Annotated in this window: 16 protein-coding genes; 6 read left to right on the top strand and 10 right to left on the bottom strand. The window is 60.1% G+C overall.

Features of this window, described 5'->3' with window-relative positions:
• Positions 1-87: 87 nt before the first annotated feature.
• The 8 genes from AC1DWM_RS26350 to AC1DWM_RS26315 form a co-directional block, all read right to left on the bottom strand.
• Complete coding sequence (locus tag AC1DWM_RS26350) at positions 88-957, bottom strand: isocitrate lyase/PEP mutase family protein (protein ID WP_223512883.1); 870 nt, start codon at positions 955-957, stop codon at positions 88-90.
• Positions 958-1,155: 198 nt separating this feature from the next.
• Positions 1,156-2,190: an arginine N-succinyltransferase gene (gene astA, locus AC1DWM_RS26345; protein ID WP_477796531.1), complete on the bottom strand. Its 1,035-nt coding sequence runs from the start codon at positions 2,188-2,190 to the stop codon at positions 1,156-1,158.
• Positions 2,191-2,251: 61 nt separating this feature from the next.
• Entirely contained in the window at positions 2,252-3,268 is a 1,017-nt protein-coding gene (locus AC1DWM_RS26340; RefSeq protein WP_223512885.1) for an arginine N-succinyltransferase, read from the bottom strand.
• 119 nt (positions 3,269-3,387) lie between these two features.
• Complete coding sequence (locus AC1DWM_RS26335; protein ID WP_477796530.1) at positions 3,388-4,737, bottom strand: APC family permease; 1,350 nt, start codon at positions 4,735-4,737, stop codon at positions 3,388-3,390.
• A gap of 57 nt (positions 4,738-4,794) precedes the next feature.
• Positions 4,795-5,547 (bottom strand): N-formylglutamate amidohydrolase, encoded by a 753-nt coding sequence (locus tag AC1DWM_RS26330; RefSeq protein WP_223512887.1) that lies wholly within the window; start codon positions 5,545-5,547, stop codon positions 4,795-4,797.
• A complete protein-coding gene (locus AC1DWM_RS26325; RefSeq protein ID WP_477796529.1) occupies positions 5,531-6,862 on the bottom strand; it encodes a glutamine synthetase family protein in 1,332 nt (443 codons plus the stop codon). The genes AC1DWM_RS26330 and AC1DWM_RS26325 overlap by 17 nt, the downstream gene beginning before the upstream one ends.
• Positions 6,859-7,503, bottom strand: coding sequence for a cysteine hydrolase family protein (locus tag AC1DWM_RS26320; RefSeq protein ID WP_477796528.1), 645 nt, complete (start codon positions 7,501-7,503; stop codon positions 6,859-6,861). The genes AC1DWM_RS26325 and AC1DWM_RS26320 overlap by 4 nt, the downstream gene beginning before the upstream one ends.
• 2 nt (positions 7,504-7,505) lie before the next feature.
• A complete protein-coding gene (locus AC1DWM_RS26315) occupies positions 7,506-8,360 on the bottom strand; it encodes a MurR/RpiR family transcriptional regulator (protein ID WP_223512898.1) in 855 nt (284 codons plus the stop codon).
• Positions 8,361-8,701: 341 nt separating this feature from the next.
• On the opposite strand from AC1DWM_RS26315, the gene AC1DWM_RS26310 reads away from it, so the two are divergent.
• Together AC1DWM_RS26310 and cobF are read left to right on the top strand one after the other, a co-directional pair.
• Complete coding sequence (locus AC1DWM_RS26310; RefSeq protein WP_223512901.1) at positions 8,702-9,274, top strand: histidine phosphatase family protein; 573 nt, start codon at positions 8,702-8,704, stop codon at positions 9,272-9,274.
• On the top strand, positions 9,274-10,029 hold the full coding sequence (gene cobF, locus AC1DWM_RS26305; protein WP_223512904.1) for a precorrin-6A synthase (deacetylating): 756 nt from the start codon (positions 9,274-9,276) through the stop codon (positions 10,027-10,029). The genes AC1DWM_RS26310 and cobF overlap by 1 nt, the downstream gene beginning before the upstream one ends.
• 117 nt (positions 10,030-10,146) lie before the next feature.
• On the opposite strand, the gene ftrA is transcribed toward cobF, so the two are convergent.
• Positions 10,147-11,121, bottom strand: a complete 975-nt coding sequence (gene ftrA, locus AC1DWM_RS26300) for a transcriptional regulator FtrA (RefSeq protein WP_477796527.1) — start codon at positions 11,119-11,121, stop codon at positions 10,147-10,149.
• A 101-nt stretch (positions 11,122-11,222) separates the two neighbouring features.
• On the opposite strand from ftrA, the gene AC1DWM_RS26295 reads away from it, so the two are divergent.
• The gene (locus AC1DWM_RS26295) at positions 11,223-11,657 is read left to right on the top strand and encodes a rhodanese-like domain-containing protein (protein ID WP_223512911.1); all 435 of its coding nucleotides are present in this window, start codon (positions 11,223-11,225) and stop codon (positions 11,655-11,657) included.
• Here AC1DWM_RS26295 and AC1DWM_RS26290 read toward each other — a convergent pair whose 3' ends face one another.
• Entirely contained in the window at positions 11,658-12,308 is a 651-nt protein-coding gene (locus tag AC1DWM_RS26290; protein ID WP_223512914.1) for a type 1 glutamine amidotransferase, read from the bottom strand. It abuts the gene before it with no gap.
• A 244-nt stretch (positions 12,309-12,552) separates the two neighbouring features.
• Between AC1DWM_RS26290 and AC1DWM_RS26285 the strand changes: the two genes are divergently transcribed.
• From AC1DWM_RS26285 to AC1DWM_RS26275, 3 genes are all read left to right on the top strand, one after another.
• Entirely contained in the window at positions 12,553-13,332 is a 780-nt protein-coding gene (locus tag AC1DWM_RS26285) for an ABC transporter substrate-binding protein (protein ID WP_223512915.1), read from the top strand.
• Between the two features lie 201 nt (positions 13,333-13,533).
• Positions 13,534-14,646, top strand: a complete 1,113-nt coding sequence (locus AC1DWM_RS26280; RefSeq protein WP_477796526.1) for a succinylglutamate desuccinylase/aspartoacylase family protein — start codon at positions 13,534-13,536, stop codon at positions 14,644-14,646.
• A gap of 182 nt (positions 14,647-14,828) precedes the next feature.
• A complete protein-coding gene (locus AC1DWM_RS26275; RefSeq protein WP_477796525.1) occupies positions 14,829-15,545 on the top strand; it encodes an alpha/beta hydrolase in 717 nt (238 codons plus the stop codon).

Below are 15,545 nucleotides of genomic sequence, written 5' to 3'. Positions count from 1 at the left end.
CAAATCCAATGTGGGAGCGACGGTGCGACGATTCGACCTGCTCGCGATGGCGTCATGACAGGTAATACAGCTAAACCTGTTGAGCCATCACTCCTTCACACGCATAAACTCTTCAGCCCAGCGAATGTAATCCTCAGGCTGCGTATAGGTATGCGTCAGTTCCGTAGCGCTCAAGTCCGAGGCTTGGGTAAAGATCTGCCGTTGCTCGCGCAAGCTGTCGTACGTCGCCTTGATCGCCGCGAAGTAAGCACCATGACCGTCAATGGTCACCCGCACGCCCAGTTCGGCCAGGCGTTTGTCGTCGCGCAGCGCCGGGTTGCCATAGGTGACCAGCATCAGCGGCACGCTCAGGTGTTCGGCGATTTTTTCCAGTTGGTCGAAGTCCTGCACGCCCACCATGCAGATCCCGTCTGCGCCGGCGGCTTGGTATTGCTGGGTGCGGTTGATGATTTCCTGGATGGGCAGGATGCCGGCGTTGGTGCGGGCGATGATCGCCATTTCCGAATCAACCCGGGCTTCCAGCGCAGCGCGGATCTTGCCGACGCCTTCCGCGACGCCGATCAGGTCGGTGGATTTACGGCCGAATTGCGCCGGCAGCAACGTGTCTTCGATGGTCAGTGCGGCGATGCCGGCGCGTTCGAGTTCGACGATGGTGCGCATCACGTTGAGCGCGTTGCCATAGCCATGGTCGGCGTCGGCGATGACCGGCAATTGTGCAACACGACCGATGCGTGTGGCCTGTTCGGCGAACTCGCTGAGGGTGATCAACGCAAAGTCGGGAGCGCCCAGCACCTGCAACGATGCAACGGAGCCGCCCAGAATCCCCACTTCAAAACCCAGGTCAGCCGCAATGCGGGCCGACATCGGGTCGAAGACCGAAGCCGTGTGGTAACAGGTGTTGGAAGCGAACAGTTCGCGAAAGTTACGACGCAAATCTTGATGGGAAAGCCTGGACATACGAGTTCCACCACTGCAATTGGAATGGAAGGGCTTGAGCAAAAGTGTCAACGCCGAAAGAACAAAAGGCTATCACGCGGACGAGGAGAAGGTGATGACGGATTTACAAAGCCGTTGACTTGATTTCCGGCGTAACACTTGCCCTTGTAGCAGCTGCCGAAGGCTGCGTCCGAGTGCGCAGCACTCGCCATCAGACGTTTACGCAGCAACAGCCTGCTGCTGTTGATTGAGCAAAGGCACCCCACGCACCGAGCTGCCGGGTTGCAGTTGCAGGCGTTTGGCGGTGAGGCGGTCGACAACCAGGCTGTTGCCGACCATTCGCGCCTGGGCGGCGGTAATGCGGCAGTTTTCCAGGCGGCGGTTATAGATCAGCCACACCGGCGCCTGTTCATCGGGCGTGCCAATGGCCAGTACCAATGCCTGGCTGTCGCGCACGGTGCGGATTTTCGACACGGGAGCCTCAATCACCGGCCCGGCGTCGAAAATATCGATGTAACCCTTGTGGGCAAACCCCTCGGCATTGAGGATTTTCATTGCCGGCTCCGTATTCGGGTGTGCTTTGCCAATCACGGCCTGGGCCTGTTCGGTCAGCAGGCAGGTATAGAGCGGTTGGCGCGGCATCAGTTCGGCGATGAATGATTTGCTGCCCAGCCCCGACAGATGATCGGCGTGGCTGAACTCCATCTTGAAAAAGTGCCGGCCCAGGCTGTCCCAGAACGGCGAACAACCCTGTTCGTCGGCACTGCCACGCAGTTCGGCGATGAGCTTGTCGCCGAACAGTTGCGGGAACTCGGCGACTAACAGCAGACGCGCCAGCGACAGTAAGCGACCATTTGTACCCTGGCGTTGATCGTGTCGCAGAAACAGCGAGCAGAGTTGCGATTGGCCGGTCATTTCGTTGTTCAGAAACAAGGTCGGAATCTGCCGCTCAATCCCCAGGTCCGGCGAAGCGCTGACGGTCAGCCCGACCCGATAGTTGTACCAGGGGTCGCGCAGGCCTACGGCGCCGGCCAATGCACTGATACCGACCACGTGCTGATCGTCATCCTCGAGCACAAACAGGTAATCGGCATCCGCACGCTCGACCTGTTCGGCGAAGGTCCGCTGGGCCCAGCGCACCCGGTGCGCCAGGCGTTCCTCATTGGCCGGCAGGGTGGTGAACCCGGGGCCGGCTTGTTGCACCAGATCCATCAAGGCAGGCAGGTCGGTGACGCTAACCGGGCGGACAATCATAATGCTGCTCCTTCTTCGTACCTGTTCGTGCGCTGTCGTTGGGCGCGGGGCCGGATGGTGCTCACAGGGCGATCAGCCGGATCGGGCTGCCATCGGTCACGTTCAGGGCTATGCACATGTCGGCGCTCAACCCCACCGGCTGCCCGGCTTGGTAATCCAGCTCAGCTACGATCGCGCGATAGCCCTTGAGTGCGTCGTTGCTGACCAGGTACCGACAGCGCGCCTCGATGGACGAACCGGTCTGCACCGTGCCAGTCACGCTTTGGGCGATGGAGAGTATGTTCGAGGTGCGCGCATACAGGGTCGGGCCACCGTCGAACAGGTCGATGTAGCTGTTGGTTTCAAACCCTTCACACTCAAGAATATCGAAGGCCTCCTGGCCGTCGGGGTGAATCCGGCCGATACAGTCCTGCGCCGCCTGGGGCAGCATCGGCACGTAGATCGGGTACTGCGGCATCAGTTCGGCGAGGAAGGTCCGGGTTTCCAGGCCGCACAGTCGTTCGGCCTCGGCATAAGGCAGGTCGAAAAAGTGTTTACCCAGCGCATCCCAGAACGGCGATTGCCCGTCATCGCTGCTGTAGCCGACGATTTCGGTGATCACCGCTTCGGCAAATCGCTGTGAATGGGCGGCGATGAACAGCAGCCGCGCCCGTGACAGCAACTCCGAAAATGCAGTGCGCACCAGCGGGGTGTCGATGTGAAAGCCGCGCAGCAAGGTGTGACCGTTGAGGTCCTGGCATAACGACAGTGCCGGGACGCCATGTTCGATGTTCAGTTCCCGGGAGGCGCTGGTGAAGTGGCGGTTGCGCAAGCTGTAGAACGGCTCATTGAAGCCGGCGGTGGCCAGGATTTCCGAGCATCCGACCAGGCGCCGGGCCGTCAGGTCCTCAAGCACGAAGAAGTAGTTCTCCGGGCCATGTTCCTCAACGTCTTTTTCGAATGAGGCGCAGGAATCAACAATTCTGCTGCGCAGGCGCTCGGTGTCGTCCGGCAACGACGTGACGCCTACCAGGCTGTCGCGTGCCAGTTGTTGTAGCTGGGGCAGGTCGGTTAACTCGACTGGGCGTAAGACCAGCATGGCTGCACTCCTGTATCAAAGGGCTCGGTGTTGTGCACCGAACCTGACTATCACTGTCGGGTTCCACGCGTGAAAGCAGCGGTCGCTTGATTTGTTGTCAGACGCCGCCCTTTTTCTTGTCAGCCATTGCTCGGGTCGGGCAGCACTGCGCTGGCGCCCAATTTGTTGAGGAATAACAGATACACCAGCCCCAACGCTATCCAGATCAGGCCCAGTTTCTGTGCATCAACCCCCATGTTGTACATGATTGCCGCGACGATGATAAAGCCAACCGACGGGCAGACGAGGTGCCTGATCACCTGGCCGGACTTCTGCCGGCGCCAGTAGTAGTTAATGACCGTCAGGTGCAGCAACATGAAACCGCTCAACGCGCCGAAGTTCACCAGCGAAGTGAGGGTGTCCACCGAATTGATGAACAGGTAGCAGATCACCAGTGACAGCACCGCCACCAGGTAAATGCTCAGGTACGGGGTGTTGTGTTTGGGGTGAACCCTGGCCAGCACTTTGGGCAGCTTGCCGTCCCGGGCCATGCCGAACAGCAGGCGCGATACCGCCGCTTGCGAAGTGATCGCCACTGCCACCCCCCAGGCCAGGGCCGTGGCCACGGCGGACAGGTTGGCCAGCCAACTGCCGGCAGCGATGTCGGCGATTTCATAGAATGCGGTGTCGGCGGATTTGAACCCCATACCAGCAGCGAGATCCGTGGCAATCCAGGTCTGCACGACAAAAATAGCGCCCATCACCAGCAGGGTGATCAACGCAGCCTTGCCGACGCTACGGCCCGGGTCGCCTTTGATTTCTTCAGCGAGGGTGGAAATTGCATCGAACCCGAGGAACGACAGCACGGCAATCGACACTGCTTGCATCAGCAGGGCGAAATTAAAGGTGTCGGGGTTGTACAGCGGCGCCAGCGTCAGCTGACCGTTACCGCCGCCGTTGTGCAGCGCGTTCCAGGCGTAGAACAGGAAGATCCCCAGCACCACCAGTTGCGCCAGCAGAAACACGATATTCATGCGTGCGGTGAAGGTAATGCCCCGCAGGTTCACAAAGGTCGCGCTGACCAAAAACGCGAGGATGAAACCGACTTTCGGGATGTCCGGGTAAAGGTGATTCAGCGCCATCGCAGCATAAACGTAGAGCAGCGGTGGAATCAGCAGGTAATCGAGCAGCATCAGCCAGCCGGCGATAAACCCGACATGGGGGTTGAGGCCCCGTTGTGCGTAGGAATACACCGAGCCTGCAATCGGAATAGCCCGGGCCATGCTGCCGTAACTGAGGGCCGTGAACAGCATCGCAACCATGCCGATGATATAGGCCAGCGGCACCATGCCCGGTGCCTCGGCATTGACATAGCCGTACACGCCAAAGGGCGCGATGGGGATCATGAAGATCATCCCGTACACCACCAGATCGGTCAGTGTCAGGCTGCGTTTCAATTCTTGCTTGTAGCCAAATTTCTCAATTTCCATGAGACCCTTCTCCTTGGGGTGTAAGCAGCGGCTGGCTGCGAGTTTGAAGTAACCGGTTTACAACAGTGGTGCCAGGTAGTCGGTCCAGCGACTGACGTTTTCAGGCGTGCGCAACAGGTCGTTGCGTACCTCGATCAGCACCGCCTCCAACCCGCGCGCGTCGCCGTGCACGGGGACGGTCATGTCGCCCAACGGGTTGATCTTGTACGGTTCATTGACGGCGACCTTCAACGGGTGCTGGCTCAGGCCATCGATCAATCGTTGGGCATAATCCTTGGCTTCGCCAACCAGCACACCGGCTTCCAGCGCTCGGGGTTGGCCGTGGTAAACCGGGGTGAAGCTGTGAATGCCGACCACCCGCACCGGCCGGCCTTGTGCGAGACGTTCGTCGATCAAGGTTTGCAGCTGCGAATGAAACGGTGTGAACAGGCATCGCCGGCGGTACTCGCGAGTGGCCTCGTCCAGCACCTGGTTGCCCGGAATTGGATAAATCTCACTCTGGGTCGCAATACTGTCCGGGGCGTGCAGCGGGCGGTTGAGGTCAATCAGCAACCGCGAGTAATTGGCCGCCAGCAACGTCGCACCCAGCGCATTGGACAAACCCTGCGCCAGCGCCAGGGCGCCGATATCCCAGGCGATATGCTCGCGGGCCGCTTCGTGGTCAAGGCCCAGTCCATTAAGTGCGGCCGGGATAAAGCGGCTGGCGTGTTCGCACACCAGAATCAGCGGATGCTCGCTGGTTTCGCGGCTCAAGGTGAAGGCCGGCTCGGTAAAAAGCCCGAGTTCATAAGATTCAGTACAGGCGTGCATAGTGCTCACAGAGTTCGGCGGGCGACAGCTGTTCCGTCAGCGTCAACTCCTCGGATTTAAGGGCGAAGTAGGTGTCCAGTAATGCACTCGGCAAGGCTTCGATCAGTGCCTCGCTATGGCGCAGGCAGTCCAGTGCCTGGGCAAGGGACGCGGGCAGGGCGACGATGCCGCGGGCCTGGCGTTGCTCTTCGTTGAGGGCGTCGGGGACTTCATCGGTGATCGCGTTCAAGGCCAGGCGCTGCTCGATGCCCAGTCTCCCGGCGATCAGCAGCGCCGCCATTGCCAGGTGTGGTGAGGCCGTGGCGTCCAGGGCGCGAAACTCCACGTTGTATTGCGCCGCCACCGATTTGCCGCCAAGGCTCACGGTCGGGCAGATCCGCAGCGCCGCTTCACGGTTGCGTTGGCCAAGGCAGGCGTAGGACGCACTCCAGTGATGAGGCTGCAATCGTTTGTAGGACACCGGCGTCGGCGCCGTCAACGCACACAGCGCAGGCAAGTAATGCAAGATGCCGGCGGCCCAATGTTGGCCGAGGGTCGACAGGCCGTTGGTGGTGCCGGGGTCGTACATCACCGGTTGAGCGGCCAGGTCCAGCAGGCTGACATGCAGGTGCACGCCATTACACACCGCGTGCTCGGAGGTCTTGGGCGCGAAGCTCACGTCCAGGTTCATCTGCCGGGCGATCTCGCGGGTGATTTCGCGTACGTTCACCGCGCGATCCGCCGCGGCCACACCGAGGGCCGGGCGACAGGTGATTTCGTATTGGTGTTTACCGTATTCGGGCAGGAACATCTCGGGTTCGACGCCACCGGCACGCAGCGCACTGAGCAACCAGCCGCCGAATTCGGCGCCCTGGCGCTGGGCCTCAAGGGAGAACGCGAGGTGTGTTGGCGCGCCGCTATTCAGGTTGAATTCGTGTTCAAACGCGGCGTTGACTTGCAAGCCCAGTTCGGCACGATAACGCTCGACTTCATTGCGCAACAGAGTGCGCGGACAAGCGCCCCATGGGCGGCCATCGGTTTCGCACAGGTCACCGTGAATGAAATCCAGCACCGGGGCGGTGTCATCCGGGCCATTGCTGACCGTCACCCGGCTGCTTACGTCAGGGATCAGCCGTAAATCACCATAAGCGCCCCACGGGTTGGTGGAGGCGATGATGTCTTGGGGCGTCAATGCACTGTTGGCCGGGACCCAGCCGCAGCCCGCTGCCAGGTAGTGTTCGAGTTCGTCCGTGGGAAACGAGCGACCGCGTGTCACACCGATCAGGTCAGTGGTAACGAGGGTGGTAATGGGCAGTGGTGAGAGGCGTGCGCTCATGCCTGCATCTCCCGCAACCGGTCGAGGACGGTCTGGGTGTCAGTGATCCAGCAGTAACCTTTGATCGCGTTCAGGCAGGCGTAATGGCGTTCCGGGGTGTAGGTCGCGCAGGCATCCTCCACCAGCGTCACCAGGTAACCGCGGTCGGCGGCGTCACGCACCGCCATGTCTACGCATTGGTCGGTGACGATGCCGGCGATGACCAGATGCCGGGTCTCGAGGTTGCGCAGCACGTAGTCGATGTTGGTGGAGTTGAACGTCCCGGAGGAGGTCTTGGGCAAGACGATTTCGTTCTCAGTGGGTGTCAGGTCTTCGATGATTCGCGCTGGCGGGCTGCCCTTGGGCACGTGCATGTCCGAGAGTTTGTGGTCCAGCGAGCGGTCGCGGCCATCGGCGGTGAGGCTTTCGATGATCGTGTGCAGCACGTTTTGCCCGGCGCTGCGAAAGGCACTCAGCAGCCGGCGTTGATTGGGCACTACCTGCATGTGGGCACGGGTCAGGAAGTATTCGGCGTCGGGCCCGTTGAGGTGCGGGTCGAACTGCGGTTCGAGCCAGGCGCGCTGCATGTCCACCAGCAACAACGCGGTGTGGTCGGCGGTAAACGGCAGGTCCCGGGGTGAGCGATGGGGGAGCGTAAACATCCTTATTTATCCTCCAGCAGGTGAGTGTCAAATTCGCCGCGCAGGGTGTCGATGCCTTCCAGGCGATCGGCGAGATCAGGGCTGCGCAAAGTCAGGCAGGCAATCAACGCTTCCACCTGGGCCAGCGCAGGCACCATAGTGTCGAAGGCCGACACCGATTCCACCGGCGCACTGATGATCAGGTCCGCCATCTCCCGCAGCGGTGAAGCATAGATGTCAGTGAACAAAACCACCCGGGCGTATCGGCTCTTGACGGCGCTGGTCAGCCGCAAGGTACGCGACTGGTAGCGGCGATAGTCGAACACCAGCACCACGTCCTGACGCTGCACGTCGAACACTCGGTCCGGTAGTTGTGCGTTGTCTTCCAGGGCAAAACAGCCGGGTCGCAGCAGGCGCAGGTGGTTGAGCAAATAGTGGGCGAGGAAACTGCTGAAGCGCCCGCCAAAGCAATGCACCTGATGACGGGTGTCGAGCAGCCACTCGACGAGGATCCGGATGTCTTCGGGTTGGGTCAGCGCATGGGTATCCACCAGTGCCCGATGGCTATCCTCCAGATAGTGACTCCAGGCATCGCTTTTTTGCAGATGGGAGCGCGGTTGCAACTGGGCGCTGGGGGACCGCAAGCGGTGGTCCATGTCGCTGAGCAGGGCATCCTGGAAATCGGCATAACCGCTGAATCCGAGTTTCTTCACCAGCCGCACAATGGTGGGATCGCTGACACCGGCGTGTTCGGCCAAACGTGACATCGGACCGAGTCCGTTACGTGGGTACTGGTCCAGCAAGGCACGTATGACTTTGCGTTCCGCCGGCGTCAATTCCAGGCCAGCGTCGGTAATCAGGTCTCTAAGGGTGGGCATCCGGGCTCCTGCTGGATGGGTGTGTCGGTTTCATTTCATAAATTGCTAAAACAGTATTTGTGTAGCGGACTCTACAAGTCTAGTGAATTTTTTCGTGATTTCTTCGAGCCCCAAAACGGGGCGAAACCTGCGTGTTACAAGGGCTACACGGAAGTGGATAGGGCTTGTAGGACATCGCCTATAACCGTGTCGGACATTGCCGAATTTCATCGACTCGCTGAACTGGTAACCCGTACTTGCCGATTAAAACGAAACGCCCTGAACCGGGCTTCTTGCGGCACAATTGGGCAACTATTTGCGGCGTATTGCCGTCTTTTGTTTCATCGACAGGGTGATCATCCGTGCAAGCAACCCGTTTGACTCTGATCTGTCATGCGCGAACCGTCGCACAGAAATTGGCGCGTTTTCCTACAAATGAACCGTTGGAAATGGATTGGCAATCGGCGCAGGGTTCGCGTCGTCACGCGTTTAAACGGACACCGCGTTTACTGTGTGGACCGGAGTTGCGCACCCGGCAAACGGCCGCTTTGTTTGGCGATGAGGTTGAAGTCGTGGCGGCGTTGAGCGATTGCGACTTCGGACAGTGGCATGGCGTATCCATTGATGACTTGCAAATATCGCAAGCCGAGGCGCTCCAGACCTGGCTCGATGACCCGACCTCGGCGCCGCATGGCGGTGAGTCGGTGGCGCAATTGGGGCTGCGCGTGGCGCAGTGGCTGAAAACCCTTGAAGCGACACCGGGGCACATTGTTGCGATCACCCATCCGTTTGTCATACGCGCCGCACTGACCCAAGTATTGCAGGGCGCGGCGTTCAACCAGATCGACGTTGAACCGTTGTCGACCATCGAATTGCGGTTCACCGGGCGCTGGCGTCTGAGATTGCTCGGCACTGATGCCCAAGGAGGGCAGTGATGAGAAAGCTGCTGGTCATCGGCATCGGCGCCGGCAACCCCGACTACATCACGATGCAGGCCGTGAAGGCGCTGAACCGCGTCGATGTGTTTTTCCTGATGGACAAGGGCCAGAGCAAAGACTCGTTGATTGATCTGCGGCGCGAGATCTGCGAGCGCTACATCACCGATCGCGACTACCGCTTCGTCGAAGCTCACAGCCCCGAGCGTGAGCGCGGTGAAGTGGACTACACGACCAGTGTCGAAGACCTCAACCTTGCCAAGCAATTGACCTTCGAACGCTTGATCAATGAGCAAATGACTGACGACCAGTGCGCCGGTTTCCTGGTGTGGGGCGATCCGTCGCTGTATGACAGCACGATCCGGATTTTGCAGGCGATCCTGGCATCGGGCCGCTGCGTGTTTGAGTTTGAGGTGATTCCCGGCATTACCAGCGTCCAGGCATTGGCGGCGCAGCATAAAGTGCCGCTCAATCGCATTGGTCGCTCAATTGAAATCACCACCGGGCGACGGCTGGCGGCGGGGCAGGTGAGTGATGCCGACAGTGTGGTGGTGATGCTGGATGCGCAGGATGCCTACCATCAGGTGGCTGTTCAGGAGACCGAGATTTACTGGGGGGCTTATTTGGGCACGCCGGATGAAATCCTGATCAGCGGCAAGCTCAAGGATGTGGCGGATGAGATTGAGCGGGTGCGCAAGGCGGCTCGATTGGCGAATGGGTGGATTATGGATACCTACCTGCTGCGTAAGCCTTGAGGTCGGTAGTGACTGGGCTGACGCCTTCGCGAGCAGGCTCGCTCCCACAGGGGATTTTCGGTGTTCACACAATCCTGTGGGAGCGAGCCTGCTCGCGAAGGGGCCCTCAAAAACACTTCAAAAAGCAGCCTTGTCCCCACGCCCAAACCGCTCCCGATACACCGCCGGCGGCACCCCCACCACCCCTCGAAACGCCACGCGAAAACTCTCCACGGATCGATACCCGCAGCGCTCGGCGATTTGATCCGTGTTGTCGCTGGTGCTCTCCAGCAACTCCCGGGCCCGGGCCAGTCGCTCATGCTGCAACCACGCTTTGGGCGGCATCCCGGTGGCTTCTGTAAACCTGCGCAGAAACGTCCGTTCACTCATTGCCGCCTCACTCGCCAATTCCCGAACCTCCAGCGGTTCGTGCAAGCGCTCCCGCGCCCATTGCATGACGCGTGATACATCGCTGCGCGGCGTCGGGCTGACCGGTGTGGGAATAAACTGCGCCTGGCCGCCGGTGCGTTGCGGTGACATCACCAGCCGTCGCGCCACCGAGTTTGCCACTTGTGTGCCGAAATCCCGTGCCACCAAATGCAGGCACGCATCGATGCCCGCCGCGCTGCCGGCCGAGGTGATCAGTTGACCGGAATCGACATATAACACCTGCGGGTCCACCAGAATGTTCGGAAAGCGTTCGGCCAGTTCGGTGGTATAGCGCCAGTGGGTCGTGGCGCCGTGTCCGTCCAGCAAACCGGTCGCCGCCAACACAAACACGCCGGAGCAGATCGACAGCAATCGTGCGCCCCGCGCATGGGCCTTTCGCAGGGCGTCGAGCAAGTGCTCGGGCACCGGCGCGTGGCGGTCGCGCCAGCCAGGAATGATGATGGTCCGGGCGTCTTCGAGCAGTTCCATGCCGCCATCGGCCAGCACCTGAATACCGCCCATGGCGCGCATCGGCCCCTGATCCACGGCGACAATCCGCTGTTCGTACCACGGGAAGTCGAACTCGGGCCGCGCCAGGCCGAAGATCTCCACGGCGATGCCGAACTCGAAAGTACAGAGGCCGTCGTAGGCCAGAATCGCGACTAATCCAGGGGTGGACTGCATTTGGCGTAAAGTTCCCGGTAAGTGTCTTGTGCGCCACTGTAGCGGCAAGTGTCGGGCGGATAAAGTCTTCTCACACCCACCCGCACTTTGGAGTACAGCCCATGACCAGCCTGGTTCGCGAAATTCCCGCCGCCCCTTCGGCCATCGCCCTGATGCATTTCAGCAACCGTCTGACCTTCGAAACCGACTGTTCCGACGTCCACGGCAGTCAACAGGCCGGCGAGGTGGATTTTGTGTTGGTGGACGTTCGTGGTCCGTTGGCGTTCGAGCGTGGCCATGTGCCGGGCGCGATCAACATTCCGGGACGATTGCTGACCGCTGAAAGCCTGGCGGCTTACCCGAAAAGCAGCTTGTTCGTGGTGTATTGCGCGGGCCCGCATTGCAACGGTGCCAACAAGGCCGCCGTGAAACTTGCAGCGCTGGGTTACCCGGTCAAGGAAATGATCGGCGGGGTGACGGGGTGGCTGGATGAGGGGTTTGAGTTGAGTGTGGCGGTGCAACGGCCAGCCCCGGCCGCCATAGGGTGTGAATGTTGATCAACCGTGGCGAATAGCTGACGAAACGGTCCACCACCCATCCAGCGTCGCCTGCAACCACTCATAAACGGCGGTGTAAGCGGCGCTGTCCTGTTCACCCCGAGGCAGCGGCGATTCCTCACCAAAGTGTTCATTGAGCATCGCCACCGACTCGGCATTCCACTCCGGATGGAACTGCAACCCCACCCGCGTCGGCCCTACGCGATACATCTGCTGTTCGCATTGATCACTGCTGGCCAGCAACTGTGCTTGAGGCGGCAGCTCGATCGCGTCTTCGTGCCATTCCAATACATTCAACCGTTGCCCATCGCCGAAGGTCACCTCGGTCCAGCCGGTTTCCATGCGCGCCATCCGCCGCACCTTGCCGCCCAGGCTCAACGCCAGTAATTGTGCCCCCAGACAAATCGCAAACACCGCAGCGCCCTGATCAAGGCTCCCCGCCAGCCACTGCCGTTCCGCCTCCAGCCACTGTGGCCCGGCGTTGGATTCATAAGGCCCACCCAACACCATTACCGGTGCCGCACTGACGGGTGGCAATTGGCCGAGGTCGGCGCGAAAGACGTTTAGCGTCAGGCCTCGGGACGTGGCCCAGTCAGCAATCGCACCAGGCCCTTCGGCGGGGTGGTGCTGGATCAGATTCAGTGTTGGCATCAGGCTTCTCTGTCGTTCTTGTTTGTAGGTTTTATCTGAAAAATGGCTTGTTCTACAGTCTTTGCACCGCCTTGGCGCACGCTTCAAGGGATGCCATTGCACGAGCCACTTTTTTATAAGTATTTGTCGCTTCAACACAATTTGCCCGTCTGCAGCCACTCTAGACTGCCGGCCACTTCGGTTTTCACCGACCGAAAGCCAATCGTAAGCTGCCAATAAAAGCCTCCGCACACAGGAGTTATAAATGAAAAAGCTAGTGATGTTCGGTGCCCTGGCACTGTCGATGTTGTCCCTGACCGCTGTGGCCGAAGACGCCAAGCCGATCCGCATCGGCATCGAAGCCGGTTACCCGCCATTCTCGATGAAAACCCCTGACGGAAAACTGACCGGTTTCGACGTGGATATCGGTGACGCGCTGTGCGCGCAGATGAACGTGAAGTGTACGTGGGTCGAGCAAGAATTCGACGGTCTGATCCCTGCACTGAAAGTGAAGAAAATCGACGCGATCCTGTCGTCCATGACCATCACCGACGACCGTAAAAAGAACGTCGACTTCACCATCAAGTACTACCACACCCCGGCACGCTTCGTGATGAAGCAAGGCTCCAACATCACCGACCCGCTGACCCAGCTCAAAGGCAAGAAGGTCGGCGTGCTGCGCGCCAGCACCCACGACCGTTACGCCACCGAAGTGCTGGTGCCCGCCGGGATCGATCTGGTGCGTTACGGCTCGCAGCAGGAAGCCAACCTCGACATGGTTGCCGGTCGCCTCGATGCCATGCTGGCCGACTCGGTCAACCTCAGCGACGGTTTCCTGAAAACCGACGCCGGCAAAGGCTTCGAATTCGTTGGCCCGACCTACGAAGACGCCAAGTACTTCGGCGGCGGCGCCGGCATTGCAGTGCGCAAGGGCGATACCGCTCTGGCTGAGCAATTCAACAAAGCCATCACCGAAATCCGCGCCAACGGCAAGTACAAGCAAGTGCAAGACAAGTACTTCGACTTTGACGTTTACGGCGAGTAATCACGCCGTTCAAAAAATGGCAACCGTTGACGCGGTTGCCATTTTTTTTGTGCATCCTTCTAGCAACAGAGAACCCTGTAGGAGTGAGCCTGCTCGCGATAGCGGTGGGTCAGTCGAAAATTAATTGCCTGACCCACCGCTATCGCGAGCAGGCTCGCTCCTACAGGGTGATTTTCACCGTTCAGGCATCAGGAGTTCCCCATGCAACGCATCGACCATTCACTGCCCTGGAGTCACCTGGGCACCGAACGAACCCTCAGCGTGTTTCGTTATGGCACTGGCACGCGCAAGGTTTACATCCAGGCCAGCCTGCATGCGGATGAACTGCCAGGCATGCGCACGGCATGGGAGCTCAAAAAGCGCCTGACCGAACTCGAAACCCAGGGCCAATTGCAGGGCGTGATCGAACTGGTGCCGGTGGCCAACCCGATCGGCCTCGATCAGCACCTGCAAGGCAGCCACATGGGCCGCTTTGAATTGGGCAGCGGCAAGAATTTCAACCGCTCATTTGTAGAGCTCAGCGCACCGGTGGCCGCGTTGATCGGCGACCGATTGGGCGACGATGCGCAGGCCAACATCGCCCTGATCCGCCAGACCATGGGCCAGGTGCTCGAGGGGCTGCCGGCACCAACCTCGCAACTTGAAGCCATGCACCGCTTGCTGTTGCGCCATGCATGCGATGCCGACATCACCCTCGACCTGCATTGTGATTTCGATGCGGCGATTCATATCTATGCGTTGCCGCAGCACTGGCCGCAGTGGCAATCCCTGGCGGCGCGGTTGAAGGCCGGCGTGGCGTTGTTGTGTGAAGATTCCGGCGGCAGCTCGTTCGACGAGTCGTGCTCTTCGCCGTGGTTGCGTCTGGCGCGGGCATTTCCTGATGCCGCCATTCCCCCGGCCAACCTGGCGACGACCCTGGAACTGGGCAGCATGGGCGACACGCGGGTTGATCAGGCTCAGGCCAATTGCGAGGCCATCCTCGGTTTCCTGGCCGAGCAGGGCTTCATCAAAGGTACCTGGCCGGCGGCACCGAGTGAGTGCTGTGAAGGCATGCCGTTCGAAGGCACCGAGTACCTGTTCGCGCCGCATCACGGGGTGGTCAGTTTCTTGCGCGATGCCGGTGAATGGGTGGAGCGGGGCGATGCGCTGTTTGAGGTGGTTGATCCGTTGAATGACCGGGTGACCACGGTGCGCGCCGGGACCAGTGGTGTGTTGTTTGCGATTGATCGCGGGCGGTATACGCAACCGGGGACGTGGCAGGCGAAAGTGGCGGGGCGCGAGCCGATTCGGGTTGGGAAGTTGATCAACGACTGATCCGGATTCTCTGATGCCTCATCGGGCCTCATCGCGAGCAGGCTCGCTCCCACAGGGGAATGCATTTCAACTGTAGGAGTGAGCCTGCTCGCGATGGGGCCACCAGCAACACCCAAAATCCCCCGGCAGGTTCCACAGTGCTAGGCTCACCCCCGAATCCTGTTTCCTGTGAAGGAAGGCTTATGTTGAAATTTTTCGCTCTACTGACGCTGCTGGCATCCGCCACTGTCCACGCTCAATCCCCGCTGCAAACCGATCTGCCACTCAAATACCTGGAACAAGCCAACACTGAATCACAAAACCATCCGCTGGTAATTTTCCTCCACGGTTACGGCAGTAACGAACAGGACCTGTTCGGCATCAAGGATGATCTGCCCGCGCCCTACACCTACCTGTCGGTGCGCGCGCCGATGACCATGGAACAGGGCAGTTACCAGTGGTTTCGCAAAAAGGGCGAGGGGGCTTATAACGGCGAGACCGACGATTTGAAGACCAGTAGCCAGGTGCTGTTGGATTTCATCGCACAAGCGGCGAAGAAATATCACACCCAACCGGAAAAAGTGATCCTGGTAGGGTTCAGCCAGGGCGCGATCATGTCCTACGAAGTGGCGCTGCGTCACCCCGAGGCGGTCGGCGGGATTGCGGCGTTGAGCGGGCGGGTTCTGCCGGTGCTCAAGTCCGCGCTCAAGCCGGATGAAAAACGCCAGACACTGGCAATTTTCATCGGCCATGGCAAAGAGGACAACCGCCTGCCGTACAAGGACGGTACAGACGCCAACATTCTATTGCAGGGCCTGTCACTCACGCCTGAGTTTCATGGCTACGAAGGACTTGGCCACTCCATCAGCGCGGCCGAAATCGAGGATTTGAACGCCTGGCTGCAGCGCCTCAACCCCTGA

It is taken from the genome of Pseudomonas sp. P4_C8 (genome assembly GCF_056401975.1).
Note: the sequence above shows the minus strand (reverse complement) of the source record. Positions and strands in the feature narration are given on the sequence as shown.